This is a genomic window from bacterium Scap17 (assembly GCA_013376735.1).
Taxonomy (GTDB): domain Bacteria; phylum Pseudomonadota; class Gammaproteobacteria; order Pseudomonadales; family Halomonadaceae; genus Cobetia.
The window spans coordinates 1,764,288-1,785,665 of record VINJ01000001.1 but is presented as its reverse complement, the minus strand read 5'-3'; the positions used below and the strand labels follow the sequence as shown (position 1 = coordinate 1,785,665).

Genomic DNA, 21,378 nt, shown 5'->3' with positions numbered 1-21,378 from the left:
GATCAGCTTGCGACGCGAGATACGCCGGCCAGACACAAAAACGACAACGCAGGACGGTCGTGAGACACGTCCTGCGCAGATCACAGGCTAACGAGAAAGCCATGGCGCCAAGGCAATGTGTTGCCCAAGGCCCAAGAGAGCAAGGGTCAGTTGGCGGGTGTCAGCTTGAGCAGGTAGTAATGCTTGTCACTGCCATCCACGCCCTGGTTGAGTGCCGGATGGGCGTTCAGCTGGTTGGTGGTCAGGTAGAGGCTGCCATCCGGCGCGAAGGCGAAGCCATCCGGCCAGCGCAGACGCTCGTCATCCTGGGCGATCACCGACATACCTTCCGGCGATGAGAAGGTCAGTGCGTTGTGCTCCGCGTCACCGGCGATGATGCCACCGCGCTTGGTATCGAAGATGAAGCCATCATTGGGACGCTTGGAGGCGTAAGGCGTGATGGCGCGAGCCAGTTCCGCCGCCGTGGCAGTATCATCGGCCAGCTCAGCCGCCGGCAAGCGATAGATCTCACTGCCGTTCACGCCACCGAAATAGACGACGTCATCCGCCGGATCGAAGGCGATGGCATTCAAGCCCAGGTACCAGGGCTTTGGCTCACCATTCTTGTCGCCCTTGGCCGCCATCAGATGGCCATTGATGACCATGTCGTGTTCCACCGGCATCAGCCTTTCATCGCTCTGCAGCACGCGACGCGTCTTGCCGCTGGCGATATCCACCACCACGAAAGCCGGTTTCATGCTGGAGGCCGGCGCGGTAAAGGTCATGTCAGCGATATAGATCTTGCCGCGCTGCTCATCAATGACGAAATCCTGCAGGAAGGAGATCGGCAGCACGCTGTCACCGGCAAGCGAAATCACCTTCTTGAGCGAATCACTGCGGGTATCCCAGCCCACCAGCTTGGGCGCACTGTCCTGGCTGCCCATGTCAAGCATCCACACCACGCCCTGACTGTCGGAGTGCACGCCGATGATCGAGGCGATGCCGACCTCGCCCTTTTCCGGGCCATCGGCCCAGTCCAGGGTCGGGAACGGCACACGCTTGCCGTCCTGGGTGATCTCGACCACGCGCAGCGCCGGTGCATCAAGTGGCTGCTGGGACATGATCAAGCGGCCATCCGGCGTGAAGGTGATGTTGCCGGGGCGGGTGTCCGAATATTCGGCGACGGTGGTCAGCGTGCCGTCGCGCAGGGAGGCGGCTTGCGCATTCTGGGGGTTCACGGCCGTGCTGTCAGCGGCCGCCTGAGTGGCGCCGGCGACGGTGGCAACGCCCAGCGAGGCGATGAGGATGGCAGTCTTGAGGCGAGAAAATGGCATGGGGACTCCTTGCCCGCCGGTTGGCGCTATGCGCTGCACCGGCAGGGTCGATGATGATGAGATGAAGAGACTGGGCGGTGGCGTGGCCATCGCCCGGGATTTGTCGAGATTCAGGCGAGATAAATCAGGTGCGACGCATCAGGCGCGACGACGCAGGTCGTCTTCCAGTTCGCTCAAGCGAGGATTGCCGATGTAGAGCTGAGAGAGGTCCTTGAGGGCCGCGGCGCCGATGTGCTGGCGAGCCTCCTTGCGCACCACCAGCGTGGCCTCATCCTGGGTACCTAGAAGCCCCTTGGGTTCCTTGAGGGCGCGAATTCGGTAGCGGTGATGCAGGAACTGCGGATGCCACAGCGGCACCACGACCCAACGCCCCTGCGCCACCGCCGCTTCGTAACGATCGAAGCAGTCCGCTTCGCTGCCGGTGCGGAAGACATACCCGGCGGCATCCAGACCATATTGCTTGATCATCTCGGCCGAGAAGCGACTGATGCCGGCCCCCGGATTGATGCCCTGAATGATGGGCTCCATCTTGCTGAGCGCCGGTTCCCGCAGCAGGTCCGTGACGCTTGCCACCGCACTTTGTGGCACGTAATCCGGCACTCCCCAGATGCAATACGGCTCATAGATGACGGCGATCTTGTCGACGTCATCCAGCATGGGGGCCAGGTAGGCCTCATGACTCGAGGGCAACCAGGCGGAGGCCAGAATGTCGACCTCCCCTCGCCCCAGCATCGCGAAGGCCTCTTCATGGGGAGCAGAAGCGAAGGTCACCTCATGGCCGTGGCTCTCCAGCACACGTGCCACTTCCAGAGCGCTGGCCTCATGGAAGGACAACGCGATATGGCCGATACGGATGGGGTCTGTCATGACTGCCTCGAGTGGGTCATTGAAGAAGAAAGAAAGCGAGCAGGCCTGCATGGCCGCCCAGGAAAGCCAGAGCCCATATCCAGGACCCAGGCCCGCCCTCAGTCAAAGGCGGTCATTTCATGCAGGGTGAATTCGCTGACCGCGCCTTCCGTCGCTGCCATGTAGTCTTCCAGGTGCGGCGCCTGCATGTGCTGCTGCCAGAGTTCCCGCGAGGCCCAATTCTCATAAAAGGTGAAATGCGCCGGGTTGTCGTTGTTCTGGTGCAGGGTGTATCCAAGGCAGCCTTTTTCGGCACGAGTGATGGGTACCAATGCCAGAAGTGCTGCCTTGACCTGCTCGATCTGGTCCGGCTTGGCATGGATATTGGCGATGATGGTCAGCTGAGTCATGAAAGGGACTCCGTGGCGTGATCGGGAAACTTGAGTTGCGCAAGCAATGTGATCATCCTAGCCACAAGCCTCAACCGTATAAACGTACAACTTGCGCAAATATAATTCGGAAAACCCGTACAATGTTGTTGGATAATATTGCCCTGTTTCTGACCATCATCGAGAAAGGCAGCCTGACCGCTGCAGGACGCGAGACGGGCCTGTCGCCCACCACCGTGTCCGAACGCCTCGCCGCGCTGGAAGCTCATTATGGGGTCGTACTTCTAAACCGCACCACGCGCGCCATCAGCCTGACCGAAGAAGGCCGGACACTGATGGAAGAAGCTCGCGGCCTGCTTGATAGCGTGTCAGAACTCGAGACCCGCATCCGCCTGGGCGCCCAGACCCTCACCGGGCGCATTCGTGTCAGTGCACCGAGCGACCTGGGCCGCAATGCCCTGTCTCGCGCCATCACCGAATTCCAGCGACAGCACCCTAACATCGAGATAGAACTGCTTCTGTCGGACAGCTACGTGGATATCGTCGGCCAGGGGATCGATCTTGCCCTGCGCTTCGGCACCATCATGGACAGTACGCTGCGCGTGCGGCATCTGGGCCAGAAACGCCGCCTGCTATGCGCCTCCCCCGCCTATCTGGCGCAGCATCCTGCTCCGCTGACGCCGGTGGACCTCAAGCACCACAACTGCCTGGTAATGCGCTTCGGCAAGAGCCTCGACAACGAATGGCGCTTCGGTAGTCACAAGGTGCCGCAGATCGTCACCGTCAGTGGCAACCGGATCGCCAATGACGGCGAACTGGTACGCCAGTGGTGCCTGGAAGGATTGGGCATCGCCCTGAAATCGGAAGTCGATGTGAAGGAGGATCTCCACGCGGGTCGCCTGATCGAACTTCTGCCGGAACATGCCGCACCGCCCTCACCGCTGCAGCTACTGTTTCCGCCGGCGCGCGCCCAACCGCGTCGTGTGCAGGCGTTTGCCCAGCATCTGGTCGAGACCTTCAGCGAATCACTGTCGCATCCGCAATAGCCAGAAACGCAAAAGCCCCCCGCAACCAAAGGCTGCGGGGGGCTTTCATCACCCGGCATCCTACACTAGCCACCGTCTCCTTAAGAGCGTATAGCTGCTTCCACCCGCCAGCTGGGCGACTTCTCTGACCCCGACACGCTTGGAATTGTTCGTAGCTTACTCTCCCTCGCCGACTACACTCTTCGGGCTGGTTTCGCCTGGCGCAGGGCATCCAGCTCCGTCAGATAACGTTCCAGCACCAGATTGGGTGGGCGGCTCTTGCGCGTGATGGCGCTGTAATAAGTGACATAGGAATTGGCCACCGGACTGAGCGCCTGCATCTGGCCATCGCGCACCCAGCGCTCGGCATAGTGGGTGGGCAGATAGCCGAGATAGCGCCCGGAAAGCACCAGAAAGGCGATGCCCTCGCGGTCAGTCGCGGAAGCGGCGGTTTTGAGCGGTTCATGCAGCGCCTTGATCGCAGGCGTCTGCGCGTAGGCCGGTAGCACCGCATCATGCTGGCGAATCTCTTCCTCACCCACCGGACGCCCCCGCGCAAGGGTATCGCCCGCGCGGGGCTCGCGAAACAGCGCGTGGCCCCGCGCGCAGTAAAGGCAGGAGGTTTCCTCATAGAGCGAGCGATACTCGAGCCCCGGCAGCGTCTTGAGCGTCGGGATCACCCCGGTATGCAGGCGGCCATCCAGCACGGCACGCTCGATCTCGTTGGGGGGAATCATGCGGATGTTGATCATCACCTCCGGGCCGTGGCCCTTCAGCGCACTCAGCGCATCCGTGATGTGCATCTCGGGCATGGTGACCAGATTGTCGGTGATGCCGATGTTCAGCTCGCCCTTGAGCCAGGCATGCAAACCATTGATGCGGGTGCGAAAGCCCTCTGCCGCCGCCAGCATCTGCATCGCAGCTTCATGCACGTCTTTTCCCTCATTGGTGAGCGCGAAACCACTGCGCCCCCGCTGACAGAGCTTGAGGCCCAACCGCGCCTCCAGGTCACTCATCGCCATGCTGATGGCGGAGCGACTGATATTGAGCTCGATCTCGGCCGCCGAGAAACCGCCGCACTCCACCACCTTGCGAAAGATGCGCAGCAAGCGCAGATCGGCATCGCCAAGCTGCCCCCTCATGCCGTCCTTGCGCATGGTCTGCCCTCCTGAGTTTCACGACATGGAAAGTTAAGTAAATGCTTTCCTGAAGATAAAGACAATGACATTTATCTTACCAAAAGGACTTCCTAATCTAGTCGACAGGAGCCGAGAACCAACAACAACACACTCTGTGGGAGACATCATGACCGCCTTCGATACATCCCCTTCCGCCCAGGCAGGCTTGAGCCAGGAGCAGCTCGATGCTTACTGGATGCCCTACACGGCCAATCGGCAGTTCAAGCAGGACCCGCGCATCATCACCAAGGCGCAGGGGGCCTACTTCACGGACTCCCGGGGCCGTCAGATCTTCGATGGCCTGTCAGGCCTCTGGACCTGCGGTGCCGGCCATTGCCGCCCGGAAATCGCCGAGGCGGTCAGTGCGCAGCTGCGCGAGCTGGATTACGCGCCCGCCTTCCAGTACGGCCATCCCAAGGCCTTCGAGCTGGCGCACCGCATCAAGACGTTGATGCCCGAGAGGCTGGATCACGTCTTCTTCACCGGTTCCGGCTCCGAGAGTGCCGACACCTCTCTGAAGATCGCGCGTGCCTACTGGCGCAAGAAGGGCAAGCCGACCAAGACCAAGCTGATCGGACGCAGCAAGGGCTATCACGGCGTCAACTTCGGCGGCTTCAGCGTCGGTGGCATCGGCGCCAATCGCACGCTCTACGGTCAGGGAGTCGATGCCGATCACCTGCCGCATACCCTGCTCAAGGAGAATGCCTTCACCCCCGGCATGCCCAGGACCGGCGCCGAGCGCGCCGATGAGCTGCTGGAGCTGATCGCGCTGCATGATGCCTCCAACATCGCCGCCGTCATCGTCGAGCCGATGGCAGGCTCGGCCGGCGTGCTGCCGCCGCCAGTGGGCTATCTCAAGCGCCTGCGCGAGATATGCGACCAGCACGACATCCTGTTGATCTTCGATGAGGTCATCACCGGCTTCGGACGCATGGGCGCCATGAGCGGCGCCGAGGAATTCGGGATCACGCCGGACATCCTCAACGTCGCCAAGCAGATCACCAATGGTGCGGTGCCGATGGGTGCCGTGGTCGTCAAGGGCGACATCTACCAGACCTTCATGGACAACGGCGGCCCCGATTACATGATGGAGATTCCCCACGGCTACACCTATTCCGGCCACCCGGTGGCGTGTGCCGCGGCGCTGGCATCTCTCGATGTGCTCGAGAACGACCAGCTCATCTCCCGCGTCCGCGAGCTGAGTCCGGTGTTCGAGAAGAAGCTGCACGAGCTCAAGGGCACCCGTTACATCACGGACATCCGCAACTACGGCCTGGCCGGCGCCCTTCAGGTCGAGGCCTATCCCGGCGAGCCGGCGCGGCGCCCGTATGAGATTGCCATGCACTGCTGGAAGGCCGGTTTCTATGTCCGTTACGGCGGCGACACCATCCAGCTGGGCCTGCCGTTCATCACCGAACACGACGAGCTGGACCGCCTGATCAATGCCCTCGGCGATGCCTTCGCCGCCCAGGACTGACGATCGACGCTCAAGACTGACCATCAACATTCAGAACTGACGAACAACACCACTTCATTCATCGCCATTCATTTACAAGTCATCTCAGGGAGCCCACCCAATGAAGACGCTCGGACACCTCATCAACGGCAACATCGATCACAGCGAAGGTCGTACCCAAGACATCTTCAATCCCTCCACCGGCGAAGTCGGCGGCCAGGTGCGCCTGGCCAGCAAGGCAACGGTCGAGGAAGCCATCGCGGCTGCCGAGGCGGCCTTCCCGGAATGGCGCAACACGCCGCCGATCAAGCGCGCCCGAGTGATGTTCCGCTTCAAGCAGCTACTGGAAGAACACGCCGACGAGATCGCTCGCCTGATCGGTCAGGAGCACGGCAAGATCTGTCACGATGCGCTGGGCGAGTTGCAGCGCGGCATCGAGAATGTCGAATATGCCTGCAGCGCCCCGGAACTGCTCAAGGGCGAGCACAGCCGCAATACCGGCCCGGGCATCGATTCCTGGAGCGAATTCCAGCCGCTGGGCGTGGTTGCCGGCATCACGCCGTTCAACTTCCCGGCCATGGTGCCGCTGTGGATGTACCCGATGGCGATCGCCTGCGGCAACACCTTCGTCCTCAAGCCCTCTGAGCGCGACCCGACCTCCACGCTGTTCATCGCAGAGCTGCTGATGGAGGCCGGGCTTCCGGCCGGCGTCATGAATGTCGTCAATGGCGACAAGGAAGCCGTCGATACACTGCTGGACGACCCGCGCATCCAGGCGGTCAGCTTCGTCGGCTCCACCCCGATCGCCGAGTATATCTACAGCCGCGCCGCGGCCAACGGCAAACGCTGTCAGGCCCTCGGTGGCGCCAAGAACCACGCCATCGTGATGCCGGACGCCGACATGGAATACGTGGCCAATTCATTGAATGGCGCCGCCTTCGGCTCCTCCGGTGAGCGCTGCATGGCACTGTCCGTCGCGGTAGCCGTGGGCGATGACGCCGCCGACAAGCTGATCGCGCAGATGAAGCAGCAGATGGAAGGCCTCAAGGTCGGTATCTACAGCGACAAGGGTAATGATTTCGGCCCGCTGATCACCGCGGCCCATCGCGACAAGGTGGTCGGCTACATCGACAGCGCCGAGCAGCAAGGTGCCACTGTCGTGGTCGATGGCCGCAATCCGCAGGTGGAAGGCGGCGAGAACGGCTTCTTCGTCGGCGGCACCCTGATCGATGGCGTCACCCCGGAGATGACCTGCTACCAGGAAGAGATCTTCGGCCCGGTGCTGCTGGTCGTGCGCGCCGATTCGATGGAAGCCGCCATGCAGCTGATCAATGATCACGAATACGGCAATGGCACCTGCATCTATACCCGGGATGGCGAAGCCGCCCGCTACTTCAGTGATCATATCCAGGTCGGCATGGTCGGCATCAACGTGCCGCTGCCGGTACCGGTCGCCTATCACAGCTTCGGCGGCTGGAAGCGCTCGCTGTTCGGCGATCTGTCCGCCTACGGCCCGGATGCGGTGCGCTTCTACACCCGCCGCAAGACCATCACCCAGCGCTGGCCTTCCGCCGGCCTGCGTGAAGGCGCCCAGTTCGCCTTCCCGTCCTAAACCATCGCCTTCCCGTTCTGATCCGCGGATCATCATCTGATAACAACTGCGTCTGATAACAACTGCGCCGGACAGCCCTGCTGTCCGGCGCTTTCGTGTGCTCATCATGCAGGGTCATGCCGGCAGTCAGCCCCTGCCCCTTGCAGTGGCCAGAAACGCCTCCACATAGTCGGGACATCTCATCACGAGAATCCCGACAACATCGGCGGTCAGCACCGTCACAAGGAGCCAAGATGATCTGGGTAATCGCCACCGTTACTGCCAAGGAAGGCCACGTTCAGGATGTCTTCAATGAACTCTGCGCCGTCGCGCCCACCGTGCGAGAAGAAGATGGCTGCCACGCCTACCATCCGTGCCTGGACTCCGAGCGCGCCGCCGACAAGGACAACGACCCACGCCCCGACACCATCACCGTGGTAGAAGCCTGGGAATCCCACGATGCCCTGCAGGCCCACCGCGAGACGGAACATATGCAGCGCTTCCGCGACAATGCCGGTGACTGGATCGCCGATGGCGATATCCGCATCCTGAGCCCGGCGGGCTGATAGAACAGCATTGGGAAAGACCCAAAAAAGCCCGGCCTCCAGGAGGTCGGGCTTTTTCGTGAGATACCGGTGAGCAATATCCGCTAGCAGCTTTGCCTGCCGTCCACCATTGAACACAGGTGCACCTCATCTGATCTGCGTCTCGTAAATGTGCAGCACTCGCAGGGATTATCGGTTGCCTGAGGGCTTCTCAGCGCCGATACTGTATATGATTACAGTATCGAAAGGAGACCCCACCCATGACCGTATCTGCCGCTCAACCGTCCCACGCTTCGCTGGCTCGCCCCCATCCAGCGCCGGAGCCCTGTGCACTTCCGCACCCTCACATCACGGGGCGCGCTGGTATTTCCGGCTTCCCCTCGCCGGCCGAGGATTACGCGGGGCGCACGCTGGACCTCAACGAGCGGCTGATCAAGCGCCCGGCAGCGACCTTCTTCATGACGGTGGCGGGTGACAGCATGGAAGGCTTCGGCATCTATGAGGGCGACACCCTGGTGGTAGACCGCTCCATCGATGCCCGCCCCGGGCATATCGTGGTGGCACTGGTCGAGGGTGAGGTGGTGGTCAAGCGTTATGAGATGATCGGTCAGCGCCCCTATCTGAGCTCCGGCAATGCGCTGTATCCGCCGGTCGCGATCTTCGACCTCGAATGCCAGGTCTGGGGGGTGGTGCGTTCCGTCATCCACGAATACGCGGTATGAAGACGCCAATGATCGGACTGGTCGACTGCAACAACTTCTATGCCAGCTGCGAGCGAGTGTTCGACCCGCGCCTGGAGGGCCGCCCTGTCGGCGTGATGTCCAACAATGACGGCTGCGTGATCGCGCGCTCCAACGAACTCAAGGCGCTGGGCGTGGAGATGGGCACCCCCGCCTTCCAGCTACAGCCACTCGTCCGTGAGGGGCGCATCCACCTGCTCTCCTCCAACTACGAGCTGTATGGCGACATGTCGGCGCGCGTGCGTGAGGTGCTGGAGGAATATTCCGCCGGAGTCGAGCCCTACTCCATTGATGAGATGTTCGTGCGTTTCGATGGCTTTGATCGCAACTCGATGCTGACATTGAGCCGCACTCTGCACCGCAATGTCCGCAAGTTCACCGGCATTCCCGTATGTGTCGGGGTGGCGCCAACTCGCACGCTGGCCAAGTTGGCCAATCGCGCGGCCAAGAAGCGTCCGGAATTCGGCGGTGTCTGCGTGCTGGAACCCGATGAAGTCGGCACCCAGCGCCTGCTGGCCGATACGCCACTGGGCGATGTCTGGGGTGTGGGCCGACGTCTGGTCGAACGCCTGGCACTGCAAGGCCTGCATACGGCCTGGGACCTGCGCTGCGCCGACCCGCGCGCCATCGGCCAGCGCTATTCCGTAGTACTGGAACGCACCGCGCGCGAACTGCAAGGCACGCCCTGCTTCGAGATGAATGATGCCGACGAGGCTCGCCAGCGCATCATGACCTCGCGCTCCTTCGGGCGCATGACCGGTGACTTGAATGAACTCAGGGACGCCATCCGCCAGCATGCCCAACGCGGCGCCGAGAAGCTGCGCCACCAAGGCAGCCTGACACGCGCCGTGCTGGTCTTCCTCAAGAGCAATCGCCACCGACCCGACCTGCCGCAATACTCACCCAGCACCATCGTCGAACTGCCCGCCCCCACCAATGACAGCCGCGAGATACTCGCCGCCGCGCAACAGGCGCTGGAGCATATCTACCTGCGCGGCTATCGCTTCATGAAGGCTGGCGTGATGCTGCTCGACCTCATCGACCAGCCACGCGAGCAACTCTCGCTGCTGGAAAGCGAAGAGGACATCGCCAGGCGTGAACGCAGCCAGCAGCTGATGGCGACACTGGACGCCATGAATCAGAAGATGGGCCGCGGCACCGTGCGTCTGGGCGTCGCACGCCCCGACGCCGCCTGGCAACTGCGCTGCGCCCACCGCAGCGCCCGCTACACCACCAACTGGCAGGAATTGAAGCGGTTGCGTTAGTGGGCTTGGCCGAAAGCTCTGAGCGCAATTTCGACCGCCACAACCATCAGCAATACAATCCCTTTCCTGGGCGTTCATACCGCAGAGGGCGTGAAGGGATTAAATGCGTAGATATCGCGCGCAATCTGATCGGATTGTTGCACCCATAGCAAAGGTGTTTTACGCCAGTGCCGCTTTATCAATGACTTGCGAACACTCATCCTGTGCGCCATTGCTGAAAAGCCAACAGTTTTGGAGTACCCGGCATGAAGATTCTACTGATCAACGGCGGCAAGGCCTTTGCCCATTCCAATGGCGAGCTGAACGCGACGCTGCATGAACTGGCGCGCAGTGAGCTAGCCAAGCTGGGGCATGAAGTGCGTGAAACCGTCATCGAGGAAGGTTTCGAGGCCAAGGCGGAAATCGAGAAGCAACTATGGGCGGACCTGATCATCTATCAGACCCCAGGTTGGTGGATGGGTCTGCCGTGGACCGTGAAGAAGTATCTCGATGACATACTGACTGAGGGCCACGGCGCGCTGTACGCCAGCGATGGCCGTCATCGCACCAGCCCGACCCAGGGCTACGGCACTGGCGGCTTGATGCAGGGCCGCCAGTACATGCTGTCACTGACCTGGAATGCTCCCATCGAAGCCTTCGATGAAGCGGGCAACTTTTTCGAAGGCAAAGGTATCGACGCTGTCTACTATCCGGTGCACAAGGCAATGGAATTCGTCGGTCTCGAGGGACTGCCGACCTATCTGGCCAATGACGTAATCAAGAATCCGGACATCCCCGCTTATACCCAAGCCTATCGTGAGCACCTTCGCGAGCATGTCGGCCGCGCCTGAAGGCTCGGGGCGTCATACAGTCTGAGCTGATGACGCCTCTCTCAAGCTCTCGAATACACGAAAGGCTGCCCATGGGCAGCCTTTCGTGTATTCGGAACAACAGCGAGGCTGAGGTGAGAAACTGGTGGGCGCCTGCCAACAGCATTGATGCACACAGTGAATACCAGGATGCATCATCATTCGCTGAATGAATGACAGAGCACCAGGACTCAAATGATCTTGTAAAAGAAGGTGGTGCTATCCAGATCTCCCGCAGAACTCTTGGCGTATTGTGGAATCCTGCCAGCCTCTTGATAACCCGCATTACGGTATAGCAACGAGTCCGTGTCATCGCTGCGGGTGTCCAAAACCAGTAGCGTACATTGATGTGCTTTTGCCTGTTGCTCTATTTACATCATCAGTTACCGCGCAATACCATGCTGACGAAATGCCGTATGGACCATGAGTTTTTCAACTCCCGCTCTATGACGGCCATTCTTCTTGGCACAGAAACGTAGCTAAACGGCCCCCACGATGAACTCGCCGTCACGCACTACCCACAAACCGTGATACCCCTCGGCAATATCACTGGCAACGCCGCGCCAGTATCTCTCTGCCTCCCCCGTCTCCAGTGGAGCAATGAATCCGATGGAGGCACCACTCTCGACACAGTCATTCAATAGAGTGATCAGTTTGTCGCAATCATTTTTCCAGGACCAGTAATTGTTCTACTTTCATGGGCGTTCCACAGTCGGTGTCATCCAGAAAAACACGATCGGTCGTAATGAAATCAATCTGACTTGACGAAGCCCACCCTCATCCCTCAAGAGATCGTGGTCATGTCAGCGACGATGGTTTCTGCAAGGACAAAGGCCAGTGAAGCTTCCGTCTCTTGGCCGGGCATGATGTGAATCTGCCAAGGAAAGGTGATGGGGGCGACATCCAGCTCGACGATGCACAGCTTAGCGCGCCAGGCGGAGAATTCCACGCACAGGGCAGGCAATATCGAGGCGCCCTGACCGCTGGCGATCAGTTGGCAGATGAGTTCCGTGGATTCCACCCGCGATACCTGAGAGGGGAAACGCTGCCCGCGCGCAAAGAAGGTCTCATATTCCCAGCCGGGTTCCGGGCGCAGATCATAGGTGAGAAAGCGTTCTCCATCGAAGTCTTCGGGCGTCATGACGGCCTTGTCGGCCAGGGCGGAATCCCGTTTCACGACGGCAACCAGACGGTCCTGACATAGCGTCATGCTGGTCAGCGCGGTGAGGCGCGGCCCATGCCCTTCCCCCGGAGCCAGCATCAGGTCCGCCGACTGGCCATTCAACGCGCTTGTCGGTGCCTCGCTCGCGACACGCACCAATTCGACATTCACGCACGGCTGCATCTCACGTCCGGCCGTCAATAACTTGCTGGCGAGCCGGGAAGGATCAAAATGTGACCAGGCGACCCTGACCCGATTGCGGCTGAGCTTGCCCTGCCAGATCGCATCGGATTCCGCAGCCTGCAGCATGGGGGCCGTTGTCGTGGCGGCCTTGGCGATGGTGGCGCCCGCCGGCGTCAGCATCAGAGCCCTTCCCTCCTTTCTGACCAGCGAGACTCCGAGACGTCGTTCAGCCTCGCCAAGCCGCTGACTGGCAGCAGATTGCGTGATGTTGAGCGAGGCGGCTGCCAGCGTGATCGTGCCACTCTGCTGGAGTGCGGCAAGTAGCATCCAGTGCGTTCTATCCAAACGATACATTAGATAACCTTATCCTTGTGCATGAATTACCCATTTAACAGCAAGGCTATTGGCCATCTACCATAAGTACAACTTCTTTCATTGCGACACAGGATATTGCCATGCTGACCGAGACTGCCGCTGCCCCCACCTCCCATGCCACGCTACTGGATTGCATCGATCTTGACGCCTGGCCCATCGATCGCCCACATAGCGATGCCTACCGGGCGCGCGTCGACGAGGTTCGTGCGGCGCTCAACGACAAGGGCTGTGCCAGAATCGATGGCTTCATTCGTGCCGATCATCATGCTCAGCTTGGTGCAGAGGTCGCCGCCATTGCGGACAAGGGCCATTACTCGCATGGCACCATCACTCCTTACTTCAATGCCGATGAGCCCGAGCTTTCCGAGAATCACCCGCGCCGCCGCTTTGCCGAATTCTCCAATGCCTTCGTGGCCATGGACTGGTTTCCGGTCGAAGGCCTCTGCCTGAGCCTTTACCACCATCCAGCCTTTCAGCGTTTCATCACCGACTGTCTGGAAGAGACCCAGCTCTATACCTTCGATGACCCGCTGGCAGGTGTGGTGGCAAACATCATGCCTGAGGGGTCTTCGCTTCCCTGGCACTACGATACCAACGAATTCATCGTCAGCCTGCTGACCCGGGCTCCGCTCAGTGGCGGCCAATTCGAGTATTGCCCGGATCTGCGCGAGCCAGGCAACGAGCATTACGCTGATGTGCAGGCTGTGCTGGACGGAAAGCGTGACAAGGTCCGCAGCCTGTCACTGGCACTGGGTGACCTGCAGATCTTCAAGGGACGCTTCTCGATGCACCGCGTGGTGTCTGGCAAGAGCGAGCGACATACCGCCATCTTCGGTTATGCCAAGGCACCGGGCTTCATCGGCCGTGTCGAACGGACTCGGCAGGTGCATGGGCGCGTTCTGCAGGCGCATATCGATGCCGAACGGCATGTCCGCGATGACGGCCTGGACGACTGAACATGGAACTCGACTGGCATGCCAAGCGAAGTGATCTGGCCGGTGCCGCTCAGATCGAAGTGATCTCCAACCATCTCGTGGTGGACCAGACGGCGCTGGCGCTCGGGCGCCTAGAGCGCGTTCGAGAGCAGGTGGAGCGTGAGGTATAGTCACTCAGTGCGGAAGAGCGTCAACGGCTGCGGGTTCGCCGGATCTCTGCGCAGTGGCCAGCGTGCTGCCACCATCATGAGCCTCATTCAGTGTGCCAAGCTGAACGGCCATGAGCCCTATACCTACCTGAAGAATGTGTTGGAAAGGCTGCCGACCCAAAAGGCTAGCCAAGTGCACGAACTTCTGCCCCATCATTGGCAGCATACTGCGTGATCACTCGCAAGCGGTGATGCCCGAACGCTTACCGATAATCCGACGCTCGAGGACACCTATCAAGGCCCGACCTGGCTCAGTGCCCCGCTCTGGCGAGAGACGAGCGAGACGTGATCCAGAAACAGGCGGAACATCTGGGCCTGGCTCGAAACGGCCAGACGCTGATAGATATGCTTGCGATGTACCTTGACGGTGCCATCGCTGATTGCGAGTTCACGCGCGGCAGATTTGGTGGAGTGTCCGGCCAGCAACAACTTGACGATGTCCTGTTCACGCTGCGTCAGAAGACCATCACCAAAGCTATCGAAGGCGGCCTCTACCGGCTCATGATGCTCCAGGCGATCCACGAAACTGACGCCCTGCCACTTCCAATACTCGCGCGCGAGGGGCTCGAGGATCGGTTGCAGGTTCTTGAGCGCCAGCAGTGATTTTCGAGTCAGCGGCAGAGAAGTCTCATGCAATCCCAGCGAAAACACCATCACGATGTCGCCGGGCAGTTGTATGAAGATGCCAATTTCATCCTTGAGTCCCAACGCGCCGTAATAATGCTTGTAGTACTCACTGTCCTCAAAGCAATCAGGCGCCAGCTCACTCAGGCGGTAGACACCGGGACGACAGCTTTGCTGGGTCGAGGTATAGAAAGGATCCAATATGTAGGCATCGCCAATATAACGCTCTACCCCCTGCTGCCGACGCTCAGGGGGATAGTTGTCATAGATCAGGATGGGTGCACGCCCTTGTTTGTAGGTACTGACAAGTATCGTGTCAAAAGGCAGAAGGTCGTGGAAGACGTCCTGGAGCAAGCGAGGGAATTCTACCGAAGATGCCGATGTCATCAGCTTCGCCAGCACGCAATGCCAGCTCGATATTTCTGGAGCGCACAACAATTCTTTGTGAATCATGAGCCGACCCTGGTGACGTATCGAGACATCCTAGCATAGCGAACGAAGGTAAAACGCTGGCGCATCCGGAGCGGTCACGCCCCGAGCGCCAATGAAAGCGCCAGGCTCATGCCTGGCGCTTTCATTGCAAGACGCTTGTTCGTGTCAGAACGCCCAGCACGGCTCATTCCCGCCACCATCATTCAGGTAATGGCCAACCAGATGGACTTCGTCTCGGTATATTCACCGAGTGTCTGCAATGACTTGTCGCGGCCATTACCGGACTGCTTCACACCACCAAAGGGCATCGTCATATCCGGCCCTGCCCAGTTGTTGATGTAGACCTGCCCAGACTGCAGTCGGCGCGCGACACGAATCACCCGGTTGACGTCCTGACTCCAGAGCCCTGCTGCCAGCCCATAGTCAGAGTCATTGGCGATCGCAATCGCTTCTTCCTCATCATCAAACCCCATGACGGCGAGAACCGGGCCAAAGATCTCCTCGTTGGCAATGGCCATGTCTGGCGTCACGCCAGTGAAGATGGTCGGTGCGATGAAACAGCCCTCACCCCGGCGATTGTCGTCCGTGATGATCGTCTCACGTCTTGCCCCTTGCTGCTCACCGAGCGCGATGTAGCTGGCAATCTTGTCGTACTGTTCCTGATCGACGATGGCGCCCATGAAGCTTTGCGGGTCCAACGGGTCCCCCGGCTGCATGCTCCTGGCAGCTTCACACAGCGCACGAACGAATGGCTCGCGAATACGGTTATGCACCAACAGGCGGGAACCTGCGATGCAAACCTCTCCTTGATTATGGAAGATGGCGGCAGCGGCCTGACGTGCGACGCCCGGGATGTCAGCACAGTCTTCGAACACGATATTCGGGCTCTTGCCACCACACTCGAGGAAAGTGCGCTTCAGATTCGACTGACCCGCATATTGCGTCAGAAGCTTGCCCACCTGAGTCGAGCCAGTAAAGGCAATGGCATCGACCTGCATCGAAAGCGCCAGGGCCTTGCCGACATCTGCGCCGAATCCCGGCAGTACCTGGAAGACGCCACGGGGAATATCCGTCGTCGCGATCAGTTGCGCCAGGCGCAGTGCCGAGAGCGATGACTTCTCGGAGGGTTTGAGAATGACACTGTTGCCAGTCGCCAGCGCTGGAGCAATCTTCCAGATCGTCATCATCAACGGGAAATTCCAGGGCACGATGGAGACAACCACGCCCAGGGGTTCACGCACGATCAGTCCCAGTGCTTCTTCGCCGGTCGGCGCGACCTGATCATAGAGCTTGTCCAGGGACTCAGCGGTATAGCGTAGACATTCAATGGCAGAGGCCACATCGCCCAGCGCACTGGTGATCGGCTTGCCCATATCGAGTGTATCGAGCAGTGCGAGCTCCTGCTGATGCTCGGCGATGAGTTCTGCCAGGTGCAACAAGGTGCGCTTGCGGGCTGCCGGTGACAGCCGCGACCAATCGCCCTTGTCGAAGGCAGCTCTGGCACACGCCACGGCGCGTTCTGCCTCGGGCGCCTCGCAGCATGCCACCTGTGCCAGAGTGTCGCCCGTCGCAGGATTGAGAGAGGGAAAGGTCTTGCCGCTGGCGGCGTGGGTGAACTCGCCATCGAGATAGGCGCGAGTTTCAAAGGACAGCTGGCTGGCACGTTGCTGCCATTGGGCATGAGTGAGTGGCATGGTATGGCTCCGGGGGATGACTGCGGCGGAAAAGACGTGAGAACGAGATGGCAACGGTGGAGAAATCAGCGACCCGCGCGCGCCAACACGGATTCCAGCAGTACCTGGCAGCCGAGGGCACAGTCTTCAGGTGAAGCATATTCCGCCTCATTGTGGCTGATGCCATCGAGACACGGCACGAAGATCATTGCCGTCGGCGCCACGCGCGAGACATAGACGGCGTCATGGCCAGCACCGCTCATCATCTCTCGTGAGGGGGCATCCTGATTGGCGACGGCCTGCCTGACGACCTCGATGCATGCCTCATCGAAGTCGACGACTTCGGACTTCCAGATGCGCTCCTGCGTCACACTGACACCATATTCCTCCGACACCTTCTCAAGCATCGACATGAACGTGGCTTCCAGTGACTCAAGCTCGGCTTCTTTCACATGGCGCAGGTCCACCGTCATGCTGACCTCGCCCGGAATGACGTTGCGCGAGGCGGAGGGAATATTCAGGGTGCCCACCGTGACACGTGCATTCCCCGTCGGGTCTGATTGCACATGCTGGTGGACCTGATCCATCAAGCGCGCAGCCGCCATCATCGCATCGCGGCGGTAACGCATCGGCGTCGGCCCTGCATGCGCCGCGACACCAGAAATCGTGACATCAAACCAGCGAATTCCCTGAACGCCGGTGACAACCCCCAGTGACTTGCCTTCCTGTTCCAGCACCGGCCCCTGTTCAATGTGGAGCTCAAAATAACTGTCCAACCTGGGACCCGTCTTGAAATCTGGCGTGCGCAGTCCGGTGCTCGCCAGCGCTTCACCATAGGTAATGCCTTCGCTGTCTTCACGCGCCAGGGTATAAGTCGGCTCAAAGACGCCCGCGTAGGTGCCGGAGGCCACCATCGCCGGGGAGAAGCGGCTGCCTTCTTCATTGCCCCATACGATCAATTCCAGCGGCCGGCGCGTGACAATGCCCTGCGCATCCAGCACACGAAAGACCTCAAGTCCCGCCAGCACACCGAGAATGCCATCAAAACGTCCGCCCTTGGGCTGAGTGTCCAGGTGGCTGCCGGTCGAGACCGGGGCCAACGACGGCTCGCTGCCCTCACGACGAATGAACAGATTTCCGACCTCATCGACGCGCATCTGACAACCAAGTGCCTCGCACCACTGCATCAGCAGGCGGCGTCCCTGGGTATCCTCCTCGCTGAACGCAAGACGGCAGGAGCCGCCCTTGGCCGTGGCCCCGATCTTCGCCATATCCATCAGGCTATCCCAGAGACGTTGCTGATCGACCCTGAGCGCCTGAACCTCTTGTGCAACTGCCCGCATGATTACGTCCTCTTGTTCTTGTGTCCGTATGTCGATGGGCGTGTACCGATCTGTCGATCAGCACCCCGCCGTCACATCGAGTAGACCGTCACCTTAGAAACTCACGCACCAGGAGCGGAATACCCCCATTGGGATATACCGGGCGGCTATCCGATCTGGATACGCTGGCTCCAGTGAACGATTGCAGCGAAAGCGACAGTGAAGAGCGCTTGGCACGCTGCACGACACCAGACCGAGACAATTACTGGCTCTCCGCCATCACCAACAACAAGAGACAACACTGATGACCACCAACACTCTGGATCACACCTCATCGATCAATGCGCCATCCGAACATTCCGCCCATGGCCTGAGCGGCGATGCTCAGGCTGTCTGGGAGAAGGACAGAAATCACTTCATCCACCCCTTCACTGACTTCTCGACCTTCCACGAGCAGGGTTGCGACATCATCAGTGATAGCGACGGTATCTATGTTTCAGATATCGAAGGCAACCGCTTCATCGATGGTATCGCGGGGCTGTGGTGCGTGAACGTGGGGCATGGGCGCAAGGAAATCGGCGATGCGATGGCGGAACAGGCCACGCGCATGACGTACTTCTCGACGTTCAACAATCTGACCAATATCCCGGCAGCAGAGCTGTCCGCCAAGCTTGCCAGTCTGGCACCGGCACATCTCAACCACGTCTTCTATACCTGTGGAGGTTCCACCGCGAATGATGTCGCCATTCGCCTGGTGCATTACTACTACAACCGTATCGGAAAGCCGCAGAAGAAGAAGATCATCTCCCGCAAAAATGCCTATCACGGCACCACCTACATGGCGGCTACCCTGACAGGTATCGAAAGCAACAACTGGATGTTCGATACCCTGGAATCCCATGTCAGCTATCTCAGTGAAGCCAATTGCTATCGTCGCCCCCAGGGCATGAGCGAGGCGGAATATTGCGATCAGCTGATCAATGAATTCGCGGACAGGATCGATACGCTCGGCGCTGACAATATCGCGGCCTTCATCATGGAACCCATCATGGGAGCGGGTGGCGTTCTCGTCGCGCCCGAGGGTTACCACACTCGCATGCAGGCCCTCTGCCGCCAGCACGATATCCTGTTGATCGTCGATGAAGTGGTGACTGCCTTTGGTCGCCTTGGCCACTTCTTCAGCAGCGAAAAGGTCTTCGGACTCAGCCCGGACATCATCACCTGTGCCAAGGGACTTTCCTCCGGCTACTCACCGCTGGGCGCCACGCTGATCTCTGATTCTCTCTATGACGTCCTGGGGACACCGCAAGGCAAGGGAAGAGTGCTGAGCACCGGCTTCACCTACTCAGGTCATCCCGTCAGCTGCGCCGCTGCACTCAAGAATATCGAGATCATGGAGCGAGAGGCGCTGTGCGAGAACATCCAGCGTGTCGGTCCCTATCTAGAGGCACGCTTGAAAACCCTGGGGCATCACGCTACGGTTGGCGACGTTCGCGGCAGTAACTTCATGATGTGCTTGGAAAATGTGGCAGACAAGACAACCGGTGAACTCTTGCCACTGGAAGCGCGTGTCGGAGACAGGGTCGCGGCAGAAGCTCAGAAACGTGGCCTGATCATTCGCCCCGTCGGCCACTTGAACATCATCTCTCCGACGCTCATCTGGAATGAAGCCGTCGTCGATGAAGTCGTCGCCATTCTTGATGCCTCTTTCACCGCCGTGACCGAATCCCTGTCACGTGACGGTTTCCTCTGAGCCGCCGTAGCTCCTCTATAGCGTCGCTCCCCTGCAGAGTCGCTCCCCTGCAGAACTGCCGCTGGCGACCAGGCTTTCTCCCCGCCAGCGGCCATGCCTGAGACATGGCGATATAAAAAATACAATGACAGAACCAAAGGCATCTCATGGAAAATTTTGGATACTTGAGCCTGATACCGACCACGGTCGTGCTCATCATGGCACTCATTACCCGCAGAACAATCGAGTCCCTCATGACAGGCGCCATCGTCGGCCTACTGATGATCAATCCTTACACTGCCATCTCAGACGGCGCAGACACCATGCTGAGCGTGCTGGCCAATGATACGGTCACCTGGATCATTCTCGTCTGTGGTCTGTTCGGCAGCTTCATCGCCCTGCTGGTGAAGACGGGAGGGGTCCTCAGTTTCGGAGCGGCACTTGGCAGCCGCATCCGCAGCAGAAACCAGAGCTTGCTGGCCACCTGGCTGCTGGGTCTGGCGATCTTCGTCGACGATTATCTGAATGCGCTGACCATCAGTGCTTCGATGAAGAAGATTACCGATGGATTCAACATATCGCGCGAAAAGCTCGCCTACATCGTCGATTCCACCGCAGCCCCCGTCTGCGTATTGGTGCCCTTCTCGACCTGGGCGGTCTTCTTTTCGGGCCTGCTGGAAGAAAATGGCATCCCGGGCAATGGCGTGAGCATGTATATCGAAGCCATTCCGTACATGTTCTATGCCTGGGTAGCGGCCGCCATCGTCCCGATGGTCGCCATGGGCTGGGTGCCCGATTTCGGCCCGATGAAAGCCGCCGAAAGGCGTGCCGCTACCGGGAAGACCATTCCGGATGACACTACGGATACCACTCTGGAAGTCGAAGATAGCGGCAAGACACCGCCACATCTGCTCAACTTCCTGATCCCGATGTTCGCGCTGGTCTTCTTTACCTGGTATTTCGACACTGACATTCTGCGTGGCGTGATCGTGGCATTGCTGGTGTTGTTCGTGATGATCCTTGCGCAGCGCCTTCTCAGCTTCAATGACACCTTCGACACGGCACTGGAAGGCTTCAAGTCAATGCTGCTGCCCCTGGGTACACTGGTTGCCGGCTTCTTCCTGAAGGAAGTCAACGACACCCTGGGCCTGACTACCTTCGTCATTATCCACGTGCAACCGATCATGACGCCGGGGCTGCTGCCGATGGTCATCTTCCTAACCATGGCCTTGCTGGCCTTCGCAACTGCCTCTTTCTGGGGCCTCTTTGCGGTGGCAATGCCGATCGTATTACCGCTTGCCATGAGCATGGATGCCAACATGCCATTGGTCGTGGGCGCACTGATCTCAGCCAGTGCCTTCGGCAGTCACGCCTGCTTCTATGGGGATTCCACGGTGCTCTCGGCACAGGGCAGTGGCTGCTCGCCGATGGCACACGCCTTGACCCAACTGCCGTATGTCCTGGTCGCGGCCTTCATTTCCGCTCTCATCTTCCTTGCTGCCGGCTACCTGTGAGACGAACATCATGATTTCTCC

Annotated in this window: 18 protein-coding genes and 2 pseudogenes; 11 read left to right on the top strand and 9 right to left on the bottom strand. The window is 59.8% G+C overall.

Features of this window, described 5'->3' with window-relative positions:
- Window positions 1-146 precede the first annotated feature (146 nt).
- From FLM52_07770 to FLM52_07760, 3 genes are all read right to left on the bottom strand, one after another.
- Window positions 147-1,403, bottom strand: coding sequence for a hypothetical protein (locus tag FLM52_07770; GenBank protein NVN55679.1), 1,257 nt, complete (start codon window positions 1,401-1,403; stop codon window positions 147-149).
- A 48-nt stretch (window positions 1,404-1,451) separates the two neighbouring features.
- The gene (locus tag FLM52_07765) at window positions 1,452-2,180 is read right to left on the bottom strand and encodes a glycine/betaine ABC transporter substrate-binding protein (protein ID NVN55678.1); all 729 of its coding nucleotides are present in this window, start codon (window positions 2,178-2,180) and stop codon (window positions 1,452-1,454) included.
- Between the two features lie 98 nt (window positions 2,181-2,278).
- Window positions 2,279-2,569, bottom strand: a complete 291-nt coding sequence (locus tag FLM52_07760) for an antibiotic biosynthesis monooxygenase (protein ID NVN55677.1) — start codon at window positions 2,567-2,569, stop codon at window positions 2,279-2,281.
- 122 nt (window positions 2,570-2,691) lie between these two features.
- Between FLM52_07760 and FLM52_07755 the strand changes: the two genes are divergently transcribed.
- The gene (locus FLM52_07755) at window positions 2,692-3,594 is read left to right on the top strand and encodes a LysR family transcriptional regulator (GenBank protein ID NVN55676.1); all 903 of its coding nucleotides are present in this window, start codon (window positions 2,692-2,694) and stop codon (window positions 3,592-3,594) included.
- A 173-nt stretch (window positions 3,595-3,767) separates the two neighbouring features.
- Here FLM52_07755 and FLM52_07750 read toward each other — a convergent pair whose 3' ends face one another.
- Window positions 3,768-4,730, bottom strand: a complete 963-nt coding sequence (locus FLM52_07750; protein ID NVN55675.1) for a LysR family transcriptional regulator — start codon at window positions 4,728-4,730, stop codon at window positions 3,768-3,770.
- 148 nt (window positions 4,731-4,878) lie between these two features.
- Between FLM52_07750 and FLM52_07745 the strand changes: the two genes are divergently transcribed.
- From FLM52_07745 to FLM52_07720, 6 genes are all read left to right on the top strand, one after another.
- Entirely contained in the window at window positions 4,879-6,228 is a 1,350-nt protein-coding gene (locus FLM52_07745; GenBank protein ID NVN55674.1) for an aspartate aminotransferase family protein, read from the top strand.
- 100 nt (window positions 6,229-6,328) lie between these two features.
- Entirely contained in the window at window positions 6,329-7,819 is a 1,491-nt protein-coding gene (locus FLM52_07740) for a CoA-acylating methylmalonate-semialdehyde dehydrogenase (GenBank protein ID NVN55673.1), read from the top strand.
- 116 nt (window positions 7,820-7,935) lie between these two features.
- On the top strand, window positions 7,936-8,364 hold the full coding sequence (locus tag FLM52_07735) for an antibiotic biosynthesis monooxygenase (protein NVN55672.1): 429 nt from the start codon (window positions 7,936-7,938) through the stop codon (window positions 8,362-8,364).
- Between the two features lie 239 nt (window positions 8,365-8,603).
- Window positions 8,604-9,065, top strand: coding sequence for a translesion error-prone DNA polymerase V autoproteolytic subunit (gene umuD, locus FLM52_07730; protein ID NVN55671.1), 462 nt, complete (start codon window positions 8,604-8,606; stop codon window positions 9,063-9,065).
- A gap of 8 nt (window positions 9,066-9,073) precedes the next feature.
- On the top strand, window positions 9,074-10,348 hold the full coding sequence (locus tag FLM52_07725; GenBank protein NVN55670.1) for a Y-family DNA polymerase: 1,275 nt from the start codon (window positions 9,074-9,076) through the stop codon (window positions 10,346-10,348).
- A 245-nt stretch (window positions 10,349-10,593) separates the two neighbouring features.
- Window positions 10,594-11,178 (top strand): NAD(P)H-dependent oxidoreductase, encoded by a 585-nt coding sequence (locus FLM52_07720; protein ID NVN55669.1) that lies wholly within the window; start codon window positions 10,594-10,596, stop codon window positions 11,176-11,178.
- Between the two features lie 209 nt (window positions 11,179-11,387).
- On the opposite strand, the pseudogene FLM52_07715 reads toward FLM52_07720, so the two are convergent.
- Window positions 11,388-11,849: pseudogene (locus FLM52_07715) on the bottom strand (GNAT family N-acetyltransferase).
- Between the two features lie 131 nt (window positions 11,850-11,980).
- Window positions 11,981-12,895, bottom strand: coding sequence for a LysR family transcriptional regulator (locus FLM52_07710; GenBank protein NVN55668.1), 915 nt, complete (start codon window positions 12,893-12,895; stop codon window positions 11,981-11,983).
- Between the two features lie 101 nt (window positions 12,896-12,996).
- On the opposite strand from FLM52_07710, the gene FLM52_07705 reads away from it, so the two are divergent.
- Together FLM52_07705 and FLM52_07700 are read left to right on the top strand one after the other, a co-directional pair.
- Complete coding sequence (locus tag FLM52_07705; GenBank protein NVN55667.1) at window positions 12,997-13,872, top strand: hypothetical protein; 876 nt, start codon at window positions 12,997-12,999, stop codon at window positions 13,870-13,872.
- 183 nt (window positions 13,873-14,055) lie between these two features.
- Window positions 14,056-14,235, top strand: a pseudogene (locus FLM52_07700) (transposase domain-containing protein).
- Between the two features lie 59 nt (window positions 14,236-14,294).
- On the opposite strand, the gene FLM52_07695 reads toward FLM52_07700, so the two are convergent.
- From FLM52_07695 to FLM52_07685, 3 genes are all read right to left on the bottom strand, one after another.
- Window positions 14,295-15,137 (bottom strand): helix-turn-helix transcriptional regulator, encoded by an 843-nt coding sequence (locus tag FLM52_07695; GenBank protein NVN55666.1) that lies wholly within the window; start codon window positions 15,135-15,137, stop codon window positions 14,295-14,297.
- 182 nt (window positions 15,138-15,319) lie between these two features.
- Complete coding sequence (locus FLM52_07690; GenBank protein NVN55665.1) at window positions 15,320-16,810, bottom strand: aldehyde dehydrogenase; 1,491 nt, start codon at window positions 16,808-16,810, stop codon at window positions 15,320-15,322.
- A gap of 65 nt (window positions 16,811-16,875) precedes the next feature.
- A complete protein-coding gene (locus FLM52_07685; GenBank protein NVN55664.1) occupies window positions 16,876-18,132 on the bottom strand; it encodes a Zn-dependent hydrolase in 1,257 nt (418 codons plus the stop codon).
- Between the two features lie 283 nt (window positions 18,133-18,415).
- Between FLM52_07685 and FLM52_07680 the strand changes: the two genes are divergently transcribed.
- Both FLM52_07680 and FLM52_07675 read left to right on the top strand, forming a co-directional pair.
- The gene (locus FLM52_07680; GenBank protein ID NVN55663.1) at window positions 18,416-19,864 is read left to right on the top strand and encodes an aminotransferase; all 1,449 of its coding nucleotides are present in this window, start codon (window positions 18,416-18,418) and stop codon (window positions 19,862-19,864) included.
- A gap of 146 nt (window positions 19,865-20,010) precedes the next feature.
- On the top strand, window positions 20,011-21,357 hold the full coding sequence (locus FLM52_07675) for a sodium:proton antiporter (GenBank protein ID NVN55662.1): 1,347 nt from the start codon (window positions 20,011-20,013) through the stop codon (window positions 21,355-21,357).
- Window positions 21,358-21,378: the final 21 nt, after the last annotated feature.

Coding starts and splice junctions, on each gene's coding strand:
- FLM52_07770 (NVN55679.1), bottom strand. CDS start 1,403: ATGGCCACGCCACCGCCCAGTCTCTTCATCTCATCATCATCGACCCTG.
- FLM52_07765 (NVN55678.1), bottom strand. CDS start 2,180: ATGACAGACCCCATCCGTATCGGCCATATCGCGTTGTCCTTCCATGAG.
- FLM52_07760 (NVN55677.1), bottom strand. CDS start 2,569: ATGACTCAGCTGACCATCATCGCCAATATCCATGCCAAGCCGGACCAG.
- FLM52_07755 (NVN55676.1), top strand. CDS start 2,692: ATGTTGTTGGATAATATTGCCCTGTTTCTGACCATCATCGAGAAAGGC.
- FLM52_07750 (NVN55675.1), bottom strand. CDS start 4,730: ATGCGCAAGGACGGCATGAGGGGGCAGCTTGGCGATGCCGATCTGCGC.
- FLM52_07745 (NVN55674.1), top strand. CDS start 4,879: ATGACCGCCTTCGATACATCCCCTTCCGCCCAGGCAGGCTTGAGCCAG.
- FLM52_07740 (NVN55673.1), top strand. CDS start 6,329: ATGAAGACGCTCGGACACCTCATCAACGGCAACATCGATCACAGCGAA.
- FLM52_07735 (NVN55672.1), top strand. CDS start 7,936: ATGCCGGCAGTCAGCCCCTGCCCCTTGCAGTGGCCAGAAACGCCTCCA.
- umuD (NVN55671.1), top strand. CDS start 8,604: ATGACCGTATCTGCCGCTCAACCGTCCCACGCTTCGCTGGCTCGCCCC.
- FLM52_07725 (NVN55670.1), top strand. CDS start 9,074: ATGATCGGACTGGTCGACTGCAACAACTTCTATGCCAGCTGCGAGCGA.
- FLM52_07720 (NVN55669.1), top strand. CDS start 10,594: ATGAAGATTCTACTGATCAACGGCGGCAAGGCCTTTGCCCATTCCAAT.
- FLM52_07710 (NVN55668.1), bottom strand. CDS start 12,895: ATGTATCGTTTGGATAGAACGCACTGGATGCTACTTGCCGCACTCCAG.
- FLM52_07705 (NVN55667.1), top strand. CDS start 12,997: ATGCTGACCGAGACTGCCGCTGCCCCCACCTCCCATGCCACGCTACTG.
- FLM52_07695 (NVN55666.1), bottom strand. CDS start 15,137: ATGATTCACAAAGAATTGTTGTGCGCTCCAGAAATATCGAGCTGGCAT.
- FLM52_07690 (NVN55665.1), bottom strand. CDS start 16,810: ATGCCACTCACTCATGCCCAATGGCAGCAACGTGCCAGCCAGCTGTCC.
- FLM52_07685 (NVN55664.1), bottom strand. CDS start 18,132: ATGCGGGCAGTTGCACAAGAGGTTCAGGCGCTCAGGGTCGATCAGCAA.
- FLM52_07680 (NVN55663.1), top strand. CDS start 18,416: ATGACCACCAACACTCTGGATCACACCTCATCGATCAATGCGCCATCC.
- FLM52_07675 (NVN55662.1), top strand. CDS start 20,011: ATGGAAAATTTTGGATACTTGAGCCTGATACCGACCACGGTCGTGCTC.